General features: G+C 45.4%; 20 protein-coding genes. 11 read left to right on the forward strand and 9 right to left on the reverse strand.

What is annotated here, in order from left to right; translation table 11 throughout:
• The first annotated feature begins 22 nt into the window (after positions 1-22).
• The gene (locus tag B5F78_RS00800; RefSeq protein WP_087405694.1) at positions 23-934 is read left to right on the forward strand and encodes a lysophospholipid acyltransferase family protein; all 912 of its coding nucleotides are present in this window, start codon (positions 23-25) and stop codon (positions 932-934) included.
• Between the two features lie 122 nt (positions 935-1,056).
• Here the strand turns inward: B5F78_RS00800 and B5F78_RS00805 are convergent, their stop codons facing one another.
• Genes B5F78_RS00805 through B5F78_RS00820 form a run of 4 tightly spaced genes read right to left on the reverse strand, consistent with a single transcriptional unit; the run spans position 1,057 to position 4,458 of the window.
• Complete coding sequence (locus B5F78_RS00805; RefSeq protein WP_087405695.1) at positions 1,057-1,797, reverse strand: glycosyltransferase family 2 protein; 741 nt, start codon at positions 1,795-1,797, stop codon at positions 1,057-1,059.
• 24 nt (positions 1,798-1,821) lie between these two features.
• The gene (locus tag B5F78_RS00810; RefSeq protein WP_087405696.1) at positions 1,822-2,559 is read right to left on the reverse strand and encodes a glycosyltransferase family 32 protein; all 738 of its coding nucleotides are present in this window, start codon (positions 2,557-2,559) and stop codon (positions 1,822-1,824) included.
• A gap of 7 nt (positions 2,560-2,566) precedes the next feature.
• On the reverse strand, positions 2,567-3,319 hold the full coding sequence (locus B5F78_RS00815; protein WP_087405697.1) for a lipopolysaccharide kinase InaA family protein: 753 nt from the start codon (positions 3,317-3,319) through the stop codon (positions 2,567-2,569).
• The gene (locus tag B5F78_RS00820) at positions 3,316-4,458 is read right to left on the reverse strand and encodes a glycosyltransferase family 4 protein (RefSeq protein ID WP_087405716.1); all 1,143 of its coding nucleotides are present in this window, start codon (positions 4,456-4,458) and stop codon (positions 3,316-3,318) included. The genes B5F78_RS00815 and B5F78_RS00820 overlap by 4 nt, the downstream gene beginning before the upstream one ends.
• A gap of 440 nt (positions 4,459-4,898) precedes the next feature.
• Here B5F78_RS00820 and B5F78_RS00825 point away from each other — a divergent pair, with 440 nt between their 5' ends.
• Positions 4,899-5,921, forward strand: coding sequence for a galactofuranosyltransferase (locus B5F78_RS00825; protein WP_087405698.1), 1,023 nt, complete (start codon positions 4,899-4,901; stop codon positions 5,919-5,921).
• Here B5F78_RS00825 and B5F78_RS00830 read toward each other — a convergent pair.
• Positions 5,882-6,808, reverse strand: a complete 927-nt coding sequence (locus tag B5F78_RS00830) for a glycosyltransferase family 2 protein (protein ID WP_087405699.1) — start codon at positions 6,806-6,808, stop codon at positions 5,882-5,884. The genes B5F78_RS00825 and B5F78_RS00830 overlap by 40 nt on opposite strands.
• Positions 6,809-6,969: 161 nt before the next feature.
• Here B5F78_RS00830 and B5F78_RS00835 point away from each other — a divergent pair, with 161 nt between their 5' ends.
• The 4 genes from B5F78_RS00835 (at position 6,970) to B5F78_RS00850 (ending at position 12,686) form a co-directional block, all read left to right on the forward strand.
• Entirely contained in the window at positions 6,970-8,664 is a 1,695-nt protein-coding gene (locus tag B5F78_RS00835; RefSeq protein ID WP_087405717.1) for an ArnT family glycosyltransferase, read from the forward strand.
• Positions 8,661-9,038: a GtrA family protein gene (locus B5F78_RS00840; RefSeq protein WP_087405700.1), complete on the forward strand. Its 378-nt coding sequence runs from the start codon at positions 8,661-8,663 to the stop codon at positions 9,036-9,038. Before B5F78_RS00835 ends, B5F78_RS00840 begins: the two co-directional genes overlap by 4 nt.
• Positions 9,039-9,042: 4 nt before the next feature.
• Positions 9,043-10,017, forward strand: a complete 975-nt coding sequence (locus B5F78_RS00845; RefSeq protein ID WP_087405701.1) for a glycosyltransferase family 2 protein — start codon at positions 9,043-9,045, stop codon at positions 10,015-10,017.
• A gap of 125 nt (positions 10,018-10,142) precedes the next feature.
• A complete protein-coding gene (locus tag B5F78_RS00850; RefSeq protein ID WP_204502448.1) occupies positions 10,143-12,686 on the forward strand; it encodes a glycoside hydrolase family 9 protein in 2,544 nt (847 codons plus the stop codon).
• 130 nt (positions 12,687-12,816) lie between these two features.
• Here B5F78_RS00850 and typA read toward each other — a convergent pair whose 3' ends face one another.
• Positions 12,817-14,622 (reverse strand): translational GTPase TypA, encoded by a 1,806-nt coding sequence (gene typA, locus B5F78_RS00855; protein WP_022038992.1) that lies wholly within the window; start codon positions 14,620-14,622, stop codon positions 12,817-12,819.
• A 218-nt stretch (positions 14,623-14,840) separates the two neighbouring features.
• On the opposite strand from typA, the gene B5F78_RS00860 reads away from it, so the two are divergent.
• The 5 genes from B5F78_RS00860 to rpsO all read left to right on the forward strand — a co-directional run bounded on the left by B5F78_RS00860 (position 14,841) and on the right by rpsO (position 18,499).
• Positions 14,841-15,755 carry a DNA adenine methylase gene (locus B5F78_RS00860; RefSeq protein ID WP_022038634.1) on the forward strand — a complete coding sequence of 305 codons (915 nt, stop codon included), beginning with the start codon at positions 14,841-14,843 and terminating at the stop codon, positions 15,753-15,755.
• Between the two features lie 6 nt (positions 15,756-15,761).
• Entirely contained in the window at positions 15,762-16,622 is an 861-nt protein-coding gene (locus B5F78_RS00865; protein WP_022038635.1) for a type II restriction endonuclease, read from the forward strand.
• A gap of 9 nt (positions 16,623-16,631) precedes the next feature.
• Complete coding sequence (locus tag B5F78_RS00870; protein WP_087405718.1) at positions 16,632-17,153, forward strand: hypothetical protein; 522 nt, start codon at positions 16,632-16,634, stop codon at positions 17,151-17,153.
• Positions 17,150-18,025 (forward strand): DNA-methyltransferase, encoded by an 876-nt coding sequence (locus B5F78_RS00875; protein WP_204502447.1) that lies wholly within the window; start codon positions 17,150-17,152, stop codon positions 18,023-18,025. The genes B5F78_RS00870 and B5F78_RS00875 overlap by 4 nt, the downstream gene beginning before the upstream one ends.
• Before the next feature lie 204 nt (positions 18,026-18,229).
• Positions 18,230-18,499 carry a 30S ribosomal protein S15 gene (rpsO, locus tag B5F78_RS00880; RefSeq protein ID WP_022038638.1) on the forward strand — a complete coding sequence of 90 codons (270 nt, stop codon included), beginning with the start codon at positions 18,230-18,232 and terminating at the stop codon, positions 18,497-18,499.
• A gap of 623 nt (positions 18,500-19,122) precedes the next feature.
• Here rpsO and B5F78_RS00890 read toward each other — a convergent pair.
• The 3 genes from B5F78_RS00890 to B5F78_RS00900 all read right to left on the reverse strand — a co-directional run bounded on the left by B5F78_RS00890 (position 19,123) and on the right by B5F78_RS00900 (position 23,475).
• The gene (locus B5F78_RS00890) at positions 19,123-20,661 is read right to left on the reverse strand and encodes a YifB family Mg chelatase-like AAA ATPase (protein WP_087405704.1); all 1,539 of its coding nucleotides are present in this window, start codon (positions 20,659-20,661) and stop codon (positions 19,123-19,125) included.
• 19 nt (positions 20,662-20,680) lie between these two features.
• Positions 20,681-21,688, reverse strand: coding sequence for a thioredoxin-like domain-containing protein (locus tag B5F78_RS00895; protein WP_087405705.1), 1,008 nt, complete (start codon positions 21,686-21,688; stop codon positions 20,681-20,683).
• A 110-nt stretch (positions 21,689-21,798) separates the two neighbouring features.
• Positions 21,799-23,475 (reverse strand): tetratricopeptide repeat protein, encoded by a 1,677-nt coding sequence (locus B5F78_RS00900; RefSeq protein WP_087405706.1) that lies wholly within the window; start codon positions 23,473-23,475, stop codon positions 21,799-21,801.
• Positions 23,476-23,568: the final 93 nt, after the last annotated feature.

Below are 23,568 nucleotides of genomic sequence, written 5' to 3' on the forward strand. Positions count from 1 at the left end.
AAACCGAAATAAAGCAGTCTTGATGAAATTATTATATTATTTTATTTTTTGCGGATGGTTTCTTTTGTCGTTGATACCCTTGCCTGTCTTGTATGTGGTGTCCGATGTATTGTATTTCCCGCTTTACTATGTCGTGCGTTACCGCAGGAAGATTGTGCGTAAGAACTTGGAAGGTTCGTTTCCGGAAAAGACTCCGGAAGAGATAGTCCGCATCGAGAAGAAGTTTTACCGTTTCTTTTGCGATTGTGTGGTAGAGAATCTTAAATTATTTTCCATGTCCCAAAAGCAAGTGATGCGGCGTATGACTTTTTCGGGAGCGGACGATATGGTCGCTGATTTGGCGGCAACCGGAAAAAACTTCTGCTTTATCTATTTAGGACATTATTGCAATTGGGAATGGATTGCTTCGCTGGCTTATTGGTATCCGGATTCCATCCATTGCGGGCAGATTTACCATCCTTTGTATAATAGGGCATTCGATAAATTGTTTCTTTACCTTCGCAACCGTTTTGGCGGAGAATGTATCCCGATGAAAGAGACGTTGCGCCGTATCATTACCTTGAAAAGGCAAAAGCAGCCTACTATGATTGGGTTTATAGCTGATCAGGCTCCTAAATGGAACAGCGTGCATCATTGGACCAAGTTCCTGCACCGCGACACTTCGTTTTTTATCGGGACAGAACAGATAAGCAAGCAGGTAGGGGCGGTGGTTTACTTTGCCGATGTGAAGCGCATAAAAAGAGGTTATTATCATTGTGAGCTGAAGCGGATGACACTTTCGCCCGAAGAGTATCCCGATTATGGTCTTACCGACTGTTATGCCGCTATGTTGGAAGAGATGATTCGTCGTGAACCTGCTTATTGGCTTTGGAGCCATAACCGCTGGAAACGGACGAAAGAAGAATGGGAACGGAGGCAAAACGAGCATGTTTGAGCGTGTGCCTAAGAAGCTGTTTTGAATTTATCGCCCAAAGCACATACGAAAACGGATACATCAAGCCAAGAAAAACTTTTTGGAGAAATTCAAAACAGCTTCTAAAATGAACCGGCATTTTTTTAGTGGCTCATCGGCTTGGTCAGCTTAATCCAGCCGATTACATAATACAGCTTCAGGAGGAATTTGATTTTATCCCATCCTTTGTCGAGTTCCCTGATGACGCGGATGTTGTCGCGCAATCCTTTGATGCGTTGCCTGTTCGACACTCCGTGTGAATCGTAAACAGCTACGGTGACGGGTACGTGGCGGAAGCGGTAGCCCGACAAGTAGCAGCGTTTGAAAAAATGAAAATCCGCCGACATATTGAAACGGGTGTCGAATGGCATTTGTTTCAGTAGGGCGGTTCGCGCGAAAGCCGCTTGGTGGCAGAAGTACATCCGTTGTTTATTGCAAGGTTCGGAGGCTGGTTTCAGTTTGGGTGTGCCGTTTTTTCCGGTCAAGATGTCTCCGTAAACAATGTCATACTCTCCTTTATTTATATAAGAAGCTATGTCGCTTAACACGTGTGTGCTGGCGAAAGTGTCTCCGGCGTTCATGAAGATAATCCATTCGCCTTGCGCTTGCGCGATTCCTTTGTTCATGCCCTGATAGATACCTCCGTCCGGTTCCGAGCACCAGTAGGAAAAGTCGTTTCTGTGAGTTTTGACCAGTTCAGCTGTCCCATCGGTGGAACCTCCGTCGATGAGGATGTATTCTTTGCCGGCATAATCTTGCCGCATGACGCTTTTAATGGTTTTCCCGATGGTGCCTGCACAATTGTAGGATACCGTCACGATGCTGAATGTACATTTGTGTTCCATATCTCCGAATGCGTTTTGTAGGGGTTACCCGATGAGCTTCTTGAGTGCTTTCCATAACTTTTCCGTGGCGGACGGTTTCCAGCTGTGTACACAATAGTGGATGGCATACGAGGCGGGAGTGACCTCATGCTTGTTTCCCGCAAATATTTCCGAACGGAATATTTTCATGTTTCCCGTTAAGTCTTGGTCGGCGTCGATGTAACGGAATCCATATTTTTCGGCAATTCTAGCGTAGATGAGCGGAGAAAACATATCGGCGGGCAGTTCTTTCGAGAATGCTTTCGATTGATACCAGTCGAGCACTTCTTTTACGAACGGGCATCCGGGTTGCGCTCCCATGACGGCGGCTTGTATCTGCATGCCGGATATATATCCTTCGCCTACCCGGCTGCCATCGGAAGCGATGGCATGGATGGAGCCGGTCTTTTCTAATTGGGTAGGATGATGTTCCATGCTTGATACAAAATCGTATGTCAGGAAATCGTCAAAACGTTTCAGTATCTTTACGTCCGAGTCTAAATAGAATCCCCCTTCTGTATAAAGGGCGTACATACGGATATAGTCAGCGGCGAACGCCCATTTGCGTGCTTTAACCGCGTCTTGCACGAATTGCGGGGCGGAAGCGAGGTCGAAATTCTCCAGGCTCCATAGTTTGCATAGATAGTCTGGCATCACCTTTTTCCAGGTTTTCATGCATTTTTTGATGGGGGCTGGGTAAGGGTCTCCGCTCAACCAGCAAAAGTGAATGACTTTAGGTATCATAGGCTTGTCATTTAAAAAGTTTCTTGATTTGTTGCTTGCGTTCGTGTCTGGCTTCCAGTTTTTCCAGCCATACGGTCGCGCCGCGCAGCGTTTCTTCTTCGTCCCATTTCCTTTCCCGTGCGTATTCAGAAATCATTAGCTGGAATAGGTCTCTGCGGTGGGTAAGAGTGCTCAGGTTTTTCAGGCAGGTTGTCTGGTCGGGATACCCGTTGTAGAATATCGAGCGGTTGATGTCGATTACGGTAAACGAAAAATGCCCGTCTTCCGGATTCTTGCGGAACAGGAAATTGCCTAAGTTCAGGTCGCCGTGTACGATGCCTTTGCTATGCATCTTCGCGACGAAGCGCGCCAAGTCGGACGCTAATGCGCTATCAAAGTCTGGTTCCAATACCAATGCGGGAAATGCGGGAGGGTCGGGACAGGTGTCCGAAAGGAAATATCCGGTGGTGAACAGGCCGTGTTCGTAAACTTCCACGTAGGCAATCTCCCGTGGTGTGTTGATGCCTCTTTGCCTGAACAGGCTGGCATAGCGGTACGCGCGTTCCGCCTTGGTGCTCTTGAAGAATGTATAAGCGATTTGTTGGGCAAAGTTTACCCGCTTGAACCGTTTGATGGTGACGGGCGTTCCTTGCAGGATGAAATTCCGGATGGAGTTTCTTCCTTCGTAGACGGTCTTCCCTTCCGGAGAGCCGAACAAACGGGATATGTCTTCGATGTCCCTCCGTAATGGGCGGAATTCAGGTGCTATGATGATTTTCATGGCTGCGCTGCTAACAGTGATTGATATAAGTTGATTAATTGCTCCGCTTGTTGTTTCTCGGAAAAGCGTGCGGCGAAGCGTTTGCCTTGCTCGGCTCTGTAGCGCCTTTCATCGGGATTGTCCAGCAGGCGGTTCAAGACAGATGCCATGCCGGATACATCATCCGGATGGATGTAAACGGAATCAGGCCCTCCCGCTTCTTCTAAACAGGAGCCGGTGGCCGCTATGACGGGAACCTGGGAGTGGAGCGCTTCCAAGACGGGAATGCCGAATCCTTCGAAACGGGACGGGTAAACAAACACTTCCGCTTGTTGGTAGAGTGCCGGCAGATGCCGGAAAGCGACATTGTGAAGCAGATGTACCCTGCCCTGCAGCCGGTTTTCTTCGATGAAGTGTTCCACTTTCTCGGTGTAAGGCGTGCGTTTCCCGACAATGACCAGATGGACGGATTCGGGCACGCGGAGCATCGCTTCTACGGCAAGCAGTGCATTCTTTCGTTCCTCTATGCTTCCTACATTGAGCACATAGCGTTCCGGCAATTGATATCGCTCCTTCACCTCTTGCTTTGCCGCTTCGCTGGCGGGCAGGGCGAAGGATGGGTCACATCCCTGGTAAATGGTATGTATCTTGGCGGGGTCGATATGAAAATAATTCACGATGTCGCGTTTGGTACATTCGCTGATGGCCACGATGGCATCGGCGTTTCGGCACGATGCCCCGTATTTGTATGTATACAGCCGGCGGTCGGCAGGTTGGTAATATCGGGGATAGCGTATGAAAATCAAGTCGTGCACAGTGATGACGCTTTTTGCTCTCTTCTGTTTCCGGATGTTGAGCGGCAGTTCGTTGCTGAGTCCGTGGTAAATGTCGATTTGTTCATCGGTCAATCGGTGCGTAATGCCGAAAGTCCGCCAAAGCGGTCTGACGTGTTTCCACATTCCCTTCGGATAACGGAATTCAAGCGAAGGGCAGCGTGAAAGCATCGTGTCGAGCTGTCGGCTTGCTCGGTATGCGGGTGCAAACAGCAGGTATTCGTTTCCCGGATAGTAGCGGCATAAGGCTTCTATCAGGTAACGGCTGTAGTTTCCCAATCCCGTAAAGTTCTGTATGGCTCTTTTGGCATCGAATCCTATGCGCATGGCGTGTTTGTTGTTGGTCATCGGTGCAAAAATAGCAAATATTTTTGTGTCTCCCTATTTTTTTGTCGGCAGACGGCCAAATTTGTGTTACCGGTATTTGTTTTTATGTCTGGAACAGGCTGTCGTTAGCACGAATAGTGTCCGGAGTGTCTGGCAACTAAGAAAGCACAGCTTTCAGGAGAGTGTCTACTGAATTTGTTTATCAAAAGAAAAAGTGTCTAGTAAAATCAGGAAAAGACAATCAGGAAAAGACATCGCCGACACGATTAGTAATCGTCATGCTGTACGATTAGTAATCGTTACGCTGTACGATTAGTAATCGTGTCGGTATGGCAGTTATACTTCCTGGCGGAGCGGATGTTTATCAGCTTTTCATTTGCAAAATATTGCCTTTTCATTTACTTTTGTACAAACATTGCAGGAAGATAAGAGATAAAGGTATGAGAAACTGTTATTTGTCGCGTAACTATAAAGGAGTGGATGGAGCCGGGAACAAGGCGAAGACCGATATTGAGCGGATTATGGAGGAAGACGGATTTGTGAACATCGGCTTGCCCCAAACACGTTATACCCATACGGTATTGGCTTTCCTGGTTACGCTGGCAGGCGTATTGAAGGCACCGTTCTGTTTGCGGAAAGGCGACCGTCTGGTATTGCAATATCCGCTAAAGAAATATTTCACCTTTGTTTGCCGTATGGCACATCTGCGAGGGGCGAAAGTCGTTGTGGTGATACACGATTTGGGAAGTTTCCGGCGCAAGAAGCTGACCGTGGAGCAAGAGATACGTCGCTTGGACCATGCCGATTACATCATCGCGCACAATGAAAAGATGAAACGCTGGCTGGAGGAAAACGGCTGCAGGCGTCCGATAGGTGTGCTTGGCATATTCGATTACTTGTCGGATACGGAAGCCTCTCCTTATGGGAAGCCGGGCAAGCCTTACGAAGTGCTTTATGCCGGAGCGTTGAACCCGCGGAAAAATACGTTTCTGTATGAAGTGGGGGTGTATGCGCATTCGTTCCGTTTCAACCTGTACGGAAATGGTTTCGAGCTGGATAAGGCGAAAGGGAAGGACCGTTTTACGTGCAAAGGCTTTGTCCGTTCGGATGACTTGATAGCTACGGCACAAGGTGATTTCGGATTGGTGTGGGACGGTTTTTCGGTGGACGCTTGTACGGGAGATTTCGGCGAGTACCTGAAATACAACAATCCGCATAAGACTTCGTTGTATATCCGCTGCGAACTTCCCGTCATCATTTGGGAACAGGCTGCTTTGGCGGATTTTGTCCGTGCAAACGGAATCGGCATCTGTGTCGCTTCGTTGGCGGACTTGGACAAGGTTTTGGATGCGCTCACTCCCGAACAATACACCGCCATGAAGCGGAATGTAAAGCAAGTGAGTGAGCGTCTGCGTACCGGATATTACATCCGGAGGGCATTGGGGGAGATATATTCGATTTGAGGCCGGAACTTCAAGCCGTCTATACATCCACGTTTGATTTCTTTCCGAAGCAGTTTCTGGCTTTCTTTATCTTCCATCCGTTTGATACGGCGCATATAATTGCGGTATTTATTTAATATGGAAAAATAGAAGATGAAGACATTGGGCTTTCTTAAACGGGTAAGAAAGGTCGTGTTGCGAGCCTGGTAATAAAATTTCCATAAATCTTTCGGGTCCGCCTCGTACACACGGGGGGCATAGTTGCTATTGGTTTTGTGTTTCACGACGCTTTGCTCAATGTAATAGGCGGTATATCCTTGGTGTACAATTCGTTCGGTATATTCTATATCGTCATGCCAAATGAAGAATTCTTTATAGGGAAGTCCGACCTTATAAACAGCCTCAGCTTTAATTAAAGTTGATACGAAGGTGGCATTATTGCAGGCAAGTCCATAAACGGACGGATTGTCCGTCAACGTCTTCTTTTGGATGGGTTGCCTGATTCCGCACTTGTTCATCTTGTGTATCTCTCCGTCTGTCCATACCACTTTACTGCTGACAAACCCGATGTGTGTATCAAGAGCAGTCGCCTTTATCAGTTGTTCGAGGGCGTCTTTCTCCGGAATGGTATCATCGTCCATTATCCAGACATAATCGCATCCGTTCAGTACGGCTTGCTTTATGCCGTATGAAAAGCCGCCAGACCCTCCTATGTTCTTATCCAAATGATAGATTTTCATCTGAGGGTCATTGTTGAAGGTGGAAAGATATGCTTCAGTCCCATCGGTTGAATGGTTGTTGATGATGAATATCTGATGTATCGGATATGTTTGTGATTTAAGCGCAGAGAGGTTCTCTTTTAATAACGCTACACGGTTGTAAGTAACTACGACGCAATTAATTCTCATAATAAGTTGTTAGTAGGTTGTGTTATTTCGACAAAGATAATAAAATCTTACCATTTTATAATCATATCCTACCAATATTCTTAAAGAGATTGGTATACTTTGGTAACGGGTTCGAAAAAAACTTTATATCTTTGTCTGCAAAAACAGATAAAGGTGTATTTATGCAGAAAAATCGGAATGTGGTATGGATATTGGCGGGTATATGTATTTGCTCGTTATTTTTGTTTTTAGGCGAATCTTATTTCCATACCAAGGGCGAGCCGCGTGAAGCGGTGGTAGCTTTGGCTATGCTGGAAAAAGGGAACTGGATTCTTCCGGTGAACAATGGAGTGGATATCGCTTACAAGCCGCCTTTGTTTCATTGGTGCATCGCCGTATGTTCGGCGGTGATAGGGACAGTGACCGAATATACGTCGCGTATGCCTTCGGCGATAGTGCTGATGGCAATGGTGATGGTAGGGTATGCTTTCTTTGCCAAGCGTCGCGGGCGTGAAGTGGCTTTTGTGATGGCGCTTCTTACGCTGACCAACTTCGAAGTACATCGTGCGGGCACGAATTGCCGGGTGGATATGTTGCTCTCTGCCTTGATGGTTATTGCGCTCTACCAGCTTTATAAATGGGGCGAGAAGCGTTTGCGGGGCATTCCGTGGATAGCCATCCTTTGCTTGAGCGGGGCTTTCCTGACCAAAGGACCGGTAGGGATGGTGCTTCCTTGCCTGGTGACGGCGGTGTTTTTGTGGATACGCGGCATGAACTTTTGGCGCATTTTTTTCTCTTTCTTTGGAGTGGCGTTGGCATCGTGTGTGCTTCCTTTCGCCTGGTATGTGGCGGCCTATCGCCAGGGAGGCGAAGAATTCTTACAGTTGGTATTGGAAGAGAACGTGTTGCGCTTCTTGGGCAAGATGTCGTATGAGTCACACGAGAATCCGGCGTATTATAATGTGGTTACGGTATTGGCAGGATATGTGCCTTATACGTTGTTGGTGTTGATTTCTTTGTTTGCGCTGAAGTATCGGAAAGTTCAGGCTAAACCCCGAGAGTGGTGGGGGCGGCTGAAGGCATACATCCGCACGATGGACGACACTCGCCTGTTCTCTTTGCTTAGCATCGTGATTATATTCGTGTTTTATTGCATTCCGAAGAGCAAACGCAGCGTGTATCTGTTGCCCATTTATCCGTTTATCGCTTATTTCTTGGCGGAATACATCTTGTATTTGGTGCGTGTCCGTCCGGTGGTGATGAAGATATTCGGCAGTATAATGGCTTCGGTTTCCATATTGCTTTTGTTGGTATTTTTTTCGCTCCGTATGGGATGGGTGCCCGATACCATCTTTTCAGGTCGTCACGCCGAAGAAAACCGGGCGTTCATGCATGCGCTGGAGACGGTGCCGCTGGATGTGGTATCCTGGTTTTTGATTGGGGCGATGCTGGTAGCGGTGAAATGTTTCATATCCTCTTTGCGGAAAAAAGACGTGAGGATGATACATTATGATGTGTTCTTTATCGTATTCACCATTTTCTTGTCGCTCGACGGATTGTTCCAGCCTCCGGTATTGAATGTCAAGTCGCAAAAGCCGATAGCGGAAAGCATTGCGCGGATTGTTCCGCAAGGCACTGTATATTCGTACCAGTTGAATGAAGTGAAAGGCAATCCGTTGCGCCAGTTCATCGTAAATTTCTATTTGGGCGACAGGGTGGTACCGTTTTATGCAGTATCTCCTGTGCAAGGATATATGGTGGCGGAGGAAGTCGAAATAGCTGTATTCAAGGAAGAACATCCGGATTATCGGGTGGAAGAGATTCCCATTGGTGATTATAGGCTTCGTCTTTATCAGTTTAAGAAAAATACGGAATGAAACGGAAAGCGGTATATGGTGAAATCTTTCGTTTCGGCATGGTGGGAGCGGGAGCAACGGCACTGCATTACGGCATTTATTACCTTTTGCAACAGGTGATAAATGTCAATGTGGCCTATACCGTGGGGTATGTGCTTTCGTTTGTCGCCAATTTCTATGCCACCGCCTATTTCACTTTCGCTTCAGTTCCTTCATGGAAGAAGTTGTTTGGCATGGGGGTGGCGCATGGAGTCAACTATTTGCTTCATATCGTGTTGCTCAATCTCTTTTTATATGTAGGTGTTCCGAAAGTGTGGGCACCGCTGCCGGTATTCGCCATTGCTATCCCGGTAAATTTCGTATTGGTTAGATTTGTATTCAAACATAAAAGATAGTGCTATGAAATTTGTAATCGTAGTTCCTTGTTATAACGAAGAAGCGGTATTGCCGGAAACCACATTTCAACTGTCGCGTGTGTTCGATGGTTTGCTGGAACGGAATGCTATCGACCATGGGATGATTCTTTATGTGGACGATGGGAGCAAAGACGGAACATGGAGCTTGATCCGGCGATATGCTGAAGAAAATTCTTATGTAGAAGGATTGAAACTGGCACACAATGTGGGACATCAGCATGCCTTGTGGGCAGGGCTGGAATGGGCATCGGCACATGCCGATGCTGCCGTGTCTATAGATGCCGACCTGCAAGACGATGTAGAAGCCATCGGCACAATGGTGGATTATTATAATAAAGGTATAGATATCGTGTACGGTGTGCGTCGCGAGCGGAAGACCGATACGTTCTTCAAGAAGCATACGGCACTGGCTTTCTATCGGCTGATGCGTGGCTTGGGAGGTGAGATTGTGTACAATCATGCCGATTTTCGTCTGATGAGCCGGCGTACCTTACAGGCATTGGTATCGTTTCCGGAGCGTAATTTGTTTTTGCGGGGTATGGTTTCATCACTGGGCTTTCCTTCGGCATTGGTTTATTACGACCGCAAGGAGCGTTTTGCCGGTGAGTCGAAGTATCCGCTGAAGAAAATGATCAGCTTTGCACTCGATGGCATTACGTCTTTCTCGGTGCGTCCGTTGCGTTACATCACTTATCTGGGATTGTTTTTTATGCTGATAGCCATACTTGCCATTTTTTACGGACTCTGCTCGTATGCCGAAGGCAGTGCCTTGCCCGGCTGGACTTCTCTTCTGGTATCGGTGTGGTTCATCGGTGGAGCTATTCTGTTGGCGTGCGGTATCATAGGCGAATATGTGGGCAAGATATACAAAGAAGTAAAACAACGTCCGCGTTATTTCATTGAGCAGACCACGTTTAAATCAAATGAAACACAGCTTAACGCAGGTGTACGTGGATAATGTCTTTATCGTGTGGTATATGCTTTGTTCTGGCTACACTGTTAATATTGTAAAAATGTAGCTCCTGTAGTTAAACATTTGTTTGTTGTCAGACTCTAAAAAGAAAACTTTAATCTATTTGTATTGTGAAGAACAGCAAGAAACATATACTTTGGGCGGCAGGTCTTGTACTGGCATCTTTTTCCCAGGCACAAGACCTGACGTTGAATGACAGTTGTTATTTTGAGCGGCAAGGAGTCAACGTATTGGTATTCAGCAATAGTTTTAATGGTGGTTTCAACGATGAGAAAAATTCAGGCATTGAGATTATCCAGCATGGCATTCGAGCCATTCAAGGCGGTGCAGTCCGATTGAACAATACACCCGAGCAATGGGACTTGGTACCTAAGATGACTTATCGGAAGGTGAATCGTGGGCAAGGAAGTATTGAAGTCGGTTTGCGTTATGATGATTACGATTTTGATAGCCGTATTGTAGTCACGGGCAAAGGGAAAGTTGTGGAAATTGCCGTTTGGCTTGATAAGCCTGTACCCGAAGAACTAGTTGGAAGTGCTGGACTGAATTTAGAATTCCTACCGTCAAGATATTGGCTGAAGACATTTACGATGGATGGCCGTTTGAATCGGTTCCCGCGTTATGCTACCAGCCAGACTGTTGCCCGCCCCAATAGCGAGAAACCTCGGCAGTTTAAAGGATTCAAGACTTATGACGACCGCGGTACAGGATGTTTCGTAGACCCTCTTCCTATTGAGACGGGGCACAGCATTACAATGGCAATGGATGACCCGGAACGTATGATTCGCATTCACAGCAACGATGCCGAACTAAAGCTATACGACGGACGCATGTTGGCGCAGAATGGCTGGTTTGTGCTTCGTAGTATATTGCCGGGAGGGAAGACGGGTAAAGTGGTAAGCTGGATGGTAGAGCCTCATGCCGTTGAAGGATGGATTCGAAAGCCTAATATCGGATTTTGCCAGGTAGGTTATACACCCGGGCAGCCGAAAGTAAGTGTCATCGAATTAGATAAGAATGACTCGCCGAAAGCAACCGCTTCGTTGATGCGTATCAATGAGGACGGAACTGTCTCGAAAGCTTATGAAGGGAAGGTAGATGCGTGGGGACCTTATTATAAATACAACTATGTAAAGTTCGATTTTTCGGATGTGAAGGCTCCGGGTATTTACTATATCCAGTATGATACAGTGAAAACAAACAATTTTTTGATTGACCCGCATGTGTACGATAAGATAACCGATGCCACTACCGATGTGTGGGTGCCTATTCACATGAACCATATGTTTGTGAATGAGGCCTATCGGGTATGGCATGGGGAGCCGTTCAAGGAAGGTTATTTGCAGGCACCTCCCAGTGATCATTTCGATATACACTATCAAGGGCCTACAACCGACACCAAGTACAAGCCGTTGGAACTTATTCCGGGTTTGAATGTCGGTGGGTTCTTTGATGCAGGAGATTTCGATATCGAGACAGGGGCGAACATCAATGTGGTAGAAAACTTGATTCGTGCATGGGAGCTTTTCAAGCCATCGCGTGATGAAACCTTTGTGAGCGAAAAACAACGTTATGTCGATTTGCATCGTCCCGATGGCACTCCTGATGTCTTGCAGTACATCGAACACGGTGTATTGAATCTGGTAGCGCAGGCAGAGCAGATAGGACACATGGCTTCTACGCTTTCCAATTCGGTGCTTGATAATTATCATCACTTGGGAGATGCCGCATCCATTACTGACGGATTGCATTATGACCCCTCACTCAAGCCTTATGAAGTATCTGCGGATGGGAAGCGGAGCGGTACTCCCGATGATATGTGGGCTTTTACGACCCGTAATCCCCGGCTTGATATGCGTGCTGCGACCATGTTTGCCGCAGCAGCCCATGCCTTAGAAGGGCATAATGATAGTTTGGCTGCACGGGCACTGAAGCAATCGAAGCGTCTGATGAAGGAAGCCGAAGAGCTTTTGAGCCAGCGTACCGAATCCAAGCGGAACAATGCGCGTACAGGACTGGGCGGCATAGCTGCTACCAATTTGCAGCTTTATATCGCTACTCAGGAAAAGGAATATTTGGATGTATTTGAAAAAGAGATATGGAAGGAATTAGACCGGAACTTGAGGTTCAGTCTTCAGACAGCCCTTGATGCTATTCCTTATATGAATGAAGATTATCGCAAGCAGTTACGTCCTTATGTAGAGCAATATGCAACGTATATTCAAGATTTCGACCGGCAGAATCCGTATGGTGTGCCTATCGGTACAGGCAACTGGGCGGGAATCGGTCCGTTGCTTAGCTTTGGGACTACCGTATGCTTTGCACATCTTTATTATCCCGACATCGTGGCGAAAGATGAAGTATACCGGACGGCTAATTGGCTCTTCGGTTGTCATCCTTACCATAATTATTCATTTGTTGCCGCAGTAGGAGCTGCCCGTCCGAAGTTGGTCTTTTATGGAAATAATCGTGCCGACTTCTCATTCATACCAGGCAATGTAGCTCCCGGAGTGCTTTTCCGTAAGCCCGATCATTTCGAGAACTTCGATGATTGGCCTTTCCTTTGGGGGCAGAATGAGGGGACTATTGCTGGCAACACGCAATACATTATCTTTGGCTTGGCTTTCAAGCATATTGTTGAGGAGAAAAAATAAAAAATCTGTCTTGAAAGTAGATTGTATAGAGGTGTAGTATTCATGATAATCAATGCAAAGACGCGAAAGTGCTGTGACTTGTAAAATCATAGCGCTTTCGCACCTTTGCATTGATTAAAATATAGAGTAATCAATTATTTTTGTTCGCACGTTTGCGTTCGGTCTCGTCGAGGATGATTTTACGCATACGCATGCTTTTGGGGGTTACTTCCACGTATTCGTCTTCCTTGATGTATTCCAAAGCTTCTTCCAGCGAGAATACCACCGGTGGAATGATGCGTGCCTTGTCGTCCGAACCCGATGCACGCATGTTGGTCAGCTTTTTCGATTTCGTGACATTTACCACCAGGTCGTTTTCGTGTACGTGTTCGCCTACTACTTGTCCGGCATATACTTCTTCCTGCGGATAGATGAAGAAGCGGCCGCGGTCTTGCAGCTTGTCAATGGCATACGCGAAGGCAGTCCCGCTCTCCATGGCAATCATCGATCCGTTGGTACGGCGGGGAATATCTCCCTTGTAGGGTTGGTATTCCTTGAATCGGTGTGCCATGATGGCTTCTCCTTGCGATGCAGTCAATACGTTGGTACGCAATCCGATAATACCGCGCGATGGCATATCAAACTCGATGTTCACACGGTCGCCTTGCGTTTCCATCGAAACCATTTCACCTTTACGGCGGGTCACCATGTCAATCATCTTGCTGGCAAATTCTTCGGGAACGCTGATGGTAAGTTCTTCAATCGGTTCGCAACGTACCCCGTCTATCTCTTTGTAAATAACCTGTGGCTGGCCTACCTGCAACTCGTAGCCTTCGCGGCGCATGGTTTCAATCAGTACTGAAAGGTGCAGCACACCACGTCCCGATACAATCCATTTGCCGTCTTCATTCTCGGTCTTGCGGACGCGCAGGGCAAGGTTCTTGTCCAACTCTTTCATCAGGCGGTCTTGTATGTGGCGAGAAGTCACATATTTGCCTTCTTTCCCGAAGAAAGGAGAGTCGTTGATGGTAAACAACATGCTCATCGTAGGCTCATCGATGGCAATAGGGGGCAGTGGCTCCGGATTTTCGAAGTCGCAGATGGTATCACCGATTTCGAATCCTTCTATGCCGATGATAGCACAGATGTCACCCGATGAGACCGATTGCACTTTCTTGCGTCCCAGTCCTTCAAATGTATGCACTTCCTTGATTTTCGATTTCAGCATCTGTCCGTCACGTTTTGCCAGCGTGATGTTCATGCCTTCGCTGATAGTTCCGCGATGCACGCGTCCTACGGCGATACGCCCTGTGTATGAAGAATAGTCGAGCGAGGTGATGAGCATCTGTGGTGTGCCTTCCAGTTGCTTGGGGGCTGGGATATATTTTACGATGGCATCCAGTAGCGGTTCGATGGTACCGGTAGGCGTTTTCCAGTCTTCACCCATCCAGTTGTTTTTTGCCGAGCCATAGAGCACGGGGAAATCCAGCTGGTCTTCCGTTGCGTTGAGGCTGAACATCAGGTCGAACACCATTTCGTATACTTCTTCAGGACGGCAATTCGGTTTGTCCACCTTGTTCACTACTACGATGGGTTTCAATCCGATTTGCAATGCCTTTTGCAGCACGAAGCGTGTCTGCGGCATCGGGCCTTCGAAAGCGTCTACCAGCAGGATACATCCGTCTGCCATATTCAATACACGTTCCACTTCACCACCGAAATCGGCGTGTCCCGGCGTATCGATGATATTGATTTTCGTACCCTTATAGTTGATAGATACATTCTTCGAAAGGATGGTTATCCCTCTTTCACGTTCCAAGTCGTTGTTGTCCAGCACCAGTTCGCCATTGGTCTGGTCGTTGCGGAACAGGTGTCCCGCCAGCATCATCTTGTCTACCAGCGTCGTCTTTCCATGGTCGACGTGGGCAATGATGGCAATGTTTCTAATGTCTTGCATACTATACCTATTATTTGGGTGCAAAGTTACTATTTTTCCGCAAATTATTCGAATCAATTCAAGTGTATTTGTTAAGTTTATATTTTGTATTTTTATGATTGGAGGATTAAATTTGCTCTGTTTGTATTGTTAATTTGCTCTGCAAGAATAATTATGGATATTAGCTTACCTCAAATAGATTTTATATCTTTGTGCTGTAAGTTATAATTATACTGAATATGCATAGTAAAACATATACATCTGCAAAACCTTTTGTGAAGTGGGTAGGTGGAAAGACACAACTTCTGGAAGATATAAGACGTTCTTTACCATCGGACTTTTCACAAAAGAAGGACATCGTTTATGTAGAACCTTTTGTGGGAGGAGGTGCCGTGTTATTTTGGATATTGCAGCAATTTCCCCACATAAAGAAGGCTATTATCAATGACATAAATCCTCATCTGATAACCACATATCGAGTTATAAAAGAACAACCTGACAAACTTATAGAACTATTAAAGTCCTTTCAAAGTGAATATATATCTTTAAATGAGGATGAAAGGAAAATCTATTATTTGAATAAGCGTGATATATACAACTCTTTTTCTTTGTCTGATATAGAAATAGCTGCATTATTCATTTTCTTAAACAGGACGTGTTTTAATGGTTTGTATAGGGTAAACTCCAAAGGAAAGTTTAATGTTCCTCACGGAAGATATGCCAATCCTAAAATCTGTGATGAAGAAACTATTTTAGCCGATTCTCAGATTTTACAAAAGGTTGAAATCCTCTGCGGAGATTTTGCAGAAACAATAGCTTATGCTACGCCAAATGCATTATTTTATTTCGATCCTCCTTATAAACCATTGAGTAAAACATCTTCTTTTAACTCATACGCGAAAGAAGAATTCGATGATAACGAACAAATAAGATTACGTGATTTTTGCCATCAAGTATCAGCCCATAAAGCTAATTTCATTTTAAGCAATTCGGATGTGAAAGGTAAAGATGAAAATGATAATTTCTTTGATGAAATATATCATGCTTACAACATTCGCCGGGTGATGGCAACGCGAATGGTCAATGCAAATCCAAATAAAAGAGGTAAATTGTCAGAACTAATGATTTCTAATATCAATATAGGTTATAGATAAAAAGTTATGGAAAGAGATTTTAATAACTGGCTTGCGCAATTTCGCACAAGTATTGCCAATTATCAATATTACACAGATTTTGATAAGGTCTTCGCTAATGTTGATGCCATTAAGGTAGAATTGAATATTATGAATTCTCTCATTGGTAGTAAGAATATCGAAGATGAGTTTGACAAGTTATTGACTGCATATCCTAATATCTTAAAATGTATTCCTATTTTGATAGCCAAACGTGAAATGGATATTGAAGCGGTTGATGAAGAAGGTAGTTTTTGTTATAATTTCAAGAAAATGAATTATAACATTGAACAGTATAAGACATTTATGCGTAAAACAGGCATTTTCAATTTGCTTGAAAATCGTATCATAGGAAGTCTTGTAGATTATGTTACCGGTGTAGAGACAGGTCTTGATTCCAACGGAAGGAAAAACAGAGGCGGGCATTTAATGGAAAACCTTGTTGAATCTTTTATTCAGAAAGCAGGTTTTGAAAAAGACACTACATACTTCAAGGAAATGTATATCCACGAGATTGAAGAAAAATGGGATATTGACTTATCTGCTATATCCAATCAGGGGAAAGCTGAAAAACGATTTGATTTTGTTGTAAAAACTCCGTCTATGATATATGGTATAGAAACAAATTTCTATGGAAGCAACGGTTCCAAGTTGAATGAAACGGCAAGAAGCTATAAAACCATTACATTGGAAACAAAAGACCTTGCTGATTTTACTTTTGTTTGGTTTACCGACGGGCAAGGTTGGAATAGTGCGCGACATAATTTGGAAGAGACTTTTGATGTGCTTGAACATATCTATAATATCAATGATATGGAAAATGGTATTATCAGTCAAATAATGAAATAAATAATGGCAATGAAAAACATATATCAACATAGCATTAATTTAGAGAAAATCCATATTGATAATGCAGATAAAGCAACTTTTGCGCAAAAACTCATCAATCTGCCTTATCGTGGATATGAGGTAGAAGAACTCTCTGATGGACGTAAGATTGTTATAACAAAACCTGGTGGTAAAACTGTATATGGGAGGCCTAAAAAGGAGGATTTTTTAGTCTTCATATATGATCCGAATAACGAGAATCTTTGGCAGATATCACACCAGCAAATTTTAAACGATATTCAAGGTAAGGTTCAAGAAAATAAGGCTGAAGCAAAGAAATTTTTGCTTTTAATGGAAAGAACTTATAATGGAGAAGAACCTGCTAATTTTATAAATGATATTCGTGCATTACATTTTTCATCTGGTGAATCTCCCGAAGCTTTAATAAAAGCATATAAATGGATTTGGGGACAGGAGGATGTCAATTACCCCAATGGTGAAGGACGGTTAATGTCGTGGAAAACTTATCAAGAAATTATATCTTCTTTATGATTGTCCCTTATTTCCGTTCCCCTGACCGCACCTTCACCCTCCTCCACGGCGATTGCATCGAACTGTTGAAGCAATTCAGTTTCAAGTTCGACATGATATTTGCCGACCCGCCTTACTTCCTTAGCAATGGAGGTATAAGTGTGCAAAGCGGTAAGGTGGTCTGTGTGGACAAGGGCGAATGGGACAAGGGCGGAACGCCGGAATACATGGATTCATTCAACAGGGCATGGATAAACGAGTGCCGGCAGAAGTTGAAAGACAATGGTACGATATGGGTCAGTGGCACATACCATAATATTTTTTCTATCGCCAATATTCTGACGGAGCAAGGCTTCAAAATTCTAAACGTAATCACTTGGGCAAAAACGAATCCTCCTCCTAATATTTCATGCCGTTATTTTACTCATTCAACGGAGTTTATCATTTGGGCACGTAAGTCGGCAAAAGTACCTCACTGTTATAACTATGATGTAATGAAACAAATTAACAGCGGCAAGCAAATGACAGACGTATGGCATTTGCCAGCCATTGCCCGATGGGAAAAGACATGTGGCAAACATCCGACTCAGAAACCGTTGGCAGTGTTGTCGCGTATTGTTCTGGCATCTACCCACAGCGGCGCATGGATTCTAGACCCTTTTACCGGTAGCAGTACCACTGGCATCGCTGCCAATCTTCTTGGAAGACGTTTCTTGGGTATTGACAAAGAGAAAGAATATTTAATTCTTAGCCAAAATCGAAAAAGAGAAATCGAGCAAATATCTGTACTTATGCAATTCCGCAAAAAGATTAAAGACATCGCCCTTTTGGACAGCATCGGCATTACATCTGTCGGTGAAGATGATACGTGTTATGGTGATTTGCCTTTTTAATTGCGGAAGTACAAATTTTGCATCATTTATTAGGAGACTTTTTGTTGGTTTATGTTTTGTATTTTTATAGCTGTAGGATTAAATTGTTTTGTATAGCATCTTCTTTGGAAGATATTTTGCAAAAGTGTTTGTTGGATGAAAGATTATTCCTATCTTTGCACCCGCAAATAGAATTTATATTATATAAACAAAACAGTCAAAATTATGTATTTAGACGCAGCTAAAAAGCAAGAAATCTTTGAAAAGTACGGAAAGTCTAACACTGATACTGGATCGCCCGAATCTCAGATTGCATTGTTTTCATACCGTATTTCTCACCTGACAGAGCACTTGAAGCTCCACAGAAAAGATTATACAACTGAAAGATCTTTGACCAAGCTGGTAGGTAAGCGTCGTGCATTGCTCGACTACTTGAAGCGTAACGACATCGAAAGATATCGTAACATCGTGAAAGAGCTTGGTCTGCGTAAGTAAGGCTTTACTTAGAGCGAACGAAACAAAGAAGAGTGCCGTTTGTCCGAGGAGGATAGACGGCACTCTTCTTTGTTTGGGAGTCTCACTATGCACAATATATGCCCTCTGCGAACGAAGATATACTTCATCGGCAGTTTAATATATACTGCAACAGCCAACGAAGATATACTTCATCAGCAAACGAAGTATATCTTCATTTTCAATGGGGTCGGGTTGGCAAATCTAAAGGACATTCAAATATTGAATTTTAGAATGAAATGGAACGCTTTTTTCCTGAAGTAAACAGGCTTTTTATTATTGAGGGAAGTAATGCAACGGCATTATAGAAGGTAAATGACTCTGTTTTTTCGGCAAAGAATGAGTTTGTTTCAAAAATGAAATCAACTTTCATTTTGAGGCAGACTCACATTCTTTCATTATATTTATGCGAATCAGGAGTCAAACGTAGTTATTTCCCAAGAGTTATCACTTCGTTCAGAAGTTAAAGGCCAATAGCCTTGCTTCTGAAAGCGGTACAAAAGGTCTTGGTATCTAACTCCCAGCCCACCAAGCGGGCGATAACTCCTTATAACCCCTTTTTAACTCCTGATTCGCATTATTTTACTTCTTATTCTATTAGCAAATCATCCTGCCCAGTTTTCCCGGTCCAGATTGCGGTAGCTGATGGCTTCGGCAAGGTGGCGAGGGAGGATAGCTTCGCTTCCGTCTAAATCGGCAATGGTGCGGGAGACTTTCAATATGCGGTCGTAGGCACGGGCAGAGAGGTTGAAGCGTTCCATGGCGGTGCGCAGGAGATTCATGCCGTGTGTGTCGGGTTGGGCATATTGGTGGAGCAGGCGAGAGGTCATCTGTGCATTGCAATGAATGCCAGGAAGGTCGGCAAAACGCTTTGCCTGTATCTGCCGGGCACGTATCACACGTTCGCGGATGGCGGCACTCGATTCGCCTTTCTCCCGTTCGGCAAGCTTCTCGAACAGTACGGGGACGATTTCTACCTGAATATCAATGCGGTCGAGCAGTGGACCGGAGATGCGGTTTAAGTATTTCTGCACCTGTCCGGGTGTGCAGACACAATGACGTGTGGGATGGTTGTAATAGCCGCACGGACAGGGATTCATAGAGGCTATCAGGGTGAAGCTGGCAGGATAATCCAAGGTGTATTTGGCACGTGAGATGGTGATGCGCCGGTCTTCCAGCGGCTGGCGGAGTACTTCGAGTACACTTCGGTTGAACTCCGGAAGCTCGTCGAGGAACAATACACCGTTGTGTGCCAGGCTGATTTCACCCGGCTGGGGATTGGTGCCTCCGCCTACCATGGCGACTTGCGAAATGGTGTGGTGCGGGCTGCGGAACGGGCGGACAGCGATAAGTGACGAGTCTTTTCCCAACTTGCCTGCTACAGAATGAATCTTGGTAGTTTCTAAACTTTCGGCAAGCGAGAGCGGAGGCAGGATGCTGGGAAGGCATTTCGCCATCATCGACTTGCCGCTTCCTGGTGCTCCTACCATAATAAGGTTATGGCCGCCTGCTGCTGCTACTTCCAGTGCGCGCTTTACATTCTCCTGCCCTTTTACATCGGCAAAGTCGAAAGGAAAGTTCGACTGGCTTCGGTAGAATTCCTCACGGGTGTTGACGACGGTAGGTTCCAGTTCGCGCTTGCCATTGAAGAAGTCGATGACTTCGGTGATGTTTTCTACGCCATATACATTCAGGTTGTTGACCACGGCGGCTTCGCGTGCATTCTGTTTGGGCAGGATGAAGCCTTCGAAACCTTGCTGGCGGGCGCAGATAGCTATGGGAAGGGCACCTTTGATGGGCTGCAGGCTTCCGTCCAGGCTCAGTTCGCCGATGATGAGGTAGCGGTCGAACTTGTCGGTAGCTACGGCACCCGTCACTCCCAGTATGCCAAGTGCCAGCGGCAGGTCATACGATGAGCCTTCCTTGCGGATGTCGGCAGGAGCCATGTTGATAACTATCTGGCAGGTAGGAAATTTGTATCCGTTGACTTGCAGGGCGGCAACGATGCGTTCATGGCTTTCTTTTACGGCAGAGTCGGGCAGTCCTACGAGGAAGAACTTGATTCCCCGTGAGCTGTTCACTTCGATAGTGACGATGGTGGCGTCTATTCCTTGTACGGCGGCGCCGAAGAGTTTGATTAGCATTTAAGGTCGTATTTAAGGTTTATTTTTTTGTTGTCAGTTCTTTTATTTTGTCATAGAGCGGCTGGCCGTACAGGCCGGTTGCGAAAATCTTACGGTTGTTTCCTATCAGGATATTGTCGGGAAGGGTGTGGATTTGGTTTTGTTTGACCACCACATTGTCCCAGCCTTTGAAGTCGCAGGTTTCTATCCATTGTTTGGTATCTTCCTTGCATGCATTCAGCCACTTGTCTTTTTCGTAATCCAGTGAAATGTTCAGGACTTTGAATTGTTTTTCAGGGAACTTTTTAACCAAGGTTGCCAGCGAATCGCGTCGGGTTATGCTTTCCGGGTTCCAACTAGCCCAAAAGTTGAGCAGGGTGTAGCTGTCTTTTTCTCCACTCCACGAGATGTATTTCCCTTTTCGGTCTTTGCATGAGAAATAGTTGACGTATCCTTCCGATGTCCGTTTGAGGTCGGACTGGGAAGGCAAAGCCTTCAGTACGATGCTAAGCAAGCGGCTGTCCTTGATGTTTCCTGCCAAAGGGGCGATAAGCTGGTCGATTTTCTCCATATCGGGTCGGGGCACCTGGATGAAGTATCGGTTGATGAGGTAGGCAGAGGCAAACGATGTGGGATGCGTCTGGATAAACTTTTCTACTGTTTGTACAATGGATGTAGAGTCTTTTAGCGGTTGCAGTTCTTTTAATAGAGTTCCGTATGCTCCGTTGTCTCCGCTCCCCTGTATGTCGGGTTGTCCGAATGTGCCTGCCAACTTGACTTCTTGCCCACGGTCTGCAAAAAACGGAATCACTTCTCCTTCTGTGGAAGCAAGCCGGAAAATGGTGATGGTGTCTGGAAGGAAAGCATATTCGAACTTGCCTTCTTTCGGGAAAATTGTATCAAGACGTGACACGGGGTCATCGTATATTACGAGGATGGGCTTGTCGGACAAGCCTGTCATTTCGGCGTGTAGCACAAAGCGATTGTCCTTCTTGCAGGCAGAAAGGGAAAGCATGATAAGTGCGACGAGTGGAGCAATTGTCTTCATGGCTCTGTGGATATATATTGATTTGCCTGCGAATGTACATAAATTATTTGAAATAAAAAAGCCGGAATGCGTTTTGCACTCCGGCTTTCATTGAAATCTATCAGATAAGATTATTGGATTTCATTGGCATATTTAGCAAATTCGCGGTCGTTTTGTGCGCTTGCTTTCAAGTTGGCATCTTTCTGAGCCACTTTAGCCATGCTTGACTTAACCAGGTCGGCATTGTTGGTGCGTGCACCTACGATAGCCATCAGATAGTCAGTGTAAGCATCCGGATTCTTAACTGCCGACAATGTGCTCTTAGCTTTGTTGTAATCCTTAGCCAGGATTTGAGCCAAGGCAGCAGAGTTGGTCTTGGTGTCGCCGAAAGCTTGTACGGCACGGTCGTACTGACCTTGTTTGATGTAGAGGTTACCCAAAGCTTCGTTAGCGGTATTAGCACCAGTAGACTTGCTCAGGTAAGTTTCTGCATCAGCTACGTTGCCTTTGCACAATGCGCACAGACCGAGGTTGGTGTTGACTTCGGCAGCGTTGGCGTCTTTGCTTGCGGCTTGCTTGAAGTAGTTTTCAGCAGCGTTCAGGTCGCCTGCTGCGTATGACATCATACCCAGGTTGTTGTATGCACGGTAATCGTTCGGATATTTTTCGATAGCTCTCTTGTAGATGGCTTCCTTGCGTGCGTTGTCCTGAGTCAGGGTAGCTGCATACAGCAATTCGTCTACGCTGATAGAGTCTTCTTTCGCGTCGAATGCGGCGTTGATTTCTTCATCGCTACGTCCGATAACATCGTAGTTGGCGGTCAGGCGTGCACGGCGCAATTGCGGAAGGATTTCATCTGCCAAGGTCTTGTAAACTGAAGAGATGTTCTTGATTTCAGTTTCACGTTGTTCGGGGTCTTGGTACATAGACAAGACGCGCAAGATGAGGTCTTTGTCCTGGATGTTTGATTTAGAAACCAGTTCCTGGAAGCCTTCCCAGTCTTGTGCAGTATATTTAGCGTCAACCTGAGTTTCGATTTCGCCTTTCTTCAATTGCTTGTTCAGGTACTTTTCAGTGTTTTCCTGACGGTCTTCAGCCAAACCGGTGTTCAGTTTCACACCACCATCCGGAGATGCGTAAGCAGAGATTTCGATGTTGTTCAACTTGAAGTTTTTCTTGTCGCCGTTTACTGCAACCACTTTCTTGTTGAAATCCTTGATGCCTTCTGACTTCAGTTCGCTTGCGCGGATGTTAGCCTGTTGGATCAAGAACATGATTTGAGCTTCCTGAGCCTGCTTGATGATGCGTTGGAAAGCGTCTGCTGCGTAGGCTGCATTGGCTGATTCAACGGTCGGAAGTTCAGATGTAGCGATTACACCGTCGGCAATCTTTACAGAAGGGATGGTGTATTCTTTCTTTCCTTTCTTGATTTTGAAATCAAGATACAGTTCAGATTTAGCCATTTCCGGAACGTAGTCGAAAGAGGCTTTCATCGTATAAGTACCACCAGCCTTGTAAGATATGGTCTGGTCGTTGCCTTGTACTTTTTCGCCTTGGAACTTGGCGGGTTGGCCTTTGGCTTCGCCACCATCCCATCTCAAGACCGGAGTGACTTCAACGGTCGCATTTTTCTTGAAATACTTTTCAGGGAACTTGCCCGTGATAGTTACAGGCACCTTGCCACCGATAGTTTCCAATACTTCAGGATCAGTTGTGAAATAGCTAGGGTCCAATTCACCCATCTTGCTACATGAAGAGAAAGCAAGAACTAACAATGCCACTAAGGGCAAATACAACTTTTTAATCATGATTTTTACTATTTGGTTTGTTATAAAATATAATCTAGTTGTTTTTTTTACTTCGTTTTTATATTTGGGGCAAAGATAAGAAAAACTCCATTA

The sequence above is a fragment of the Bacteroides sp. An279 genome (assembly GCF_002159615.1).
GTDB classification, from domain to species: domain Bacteria; phylum Bacteroidota; class Bacteroidia; order Bacteroidales; family Bacteroidaceae; genus Phocaeicola; species Phocaeicola intestinalis.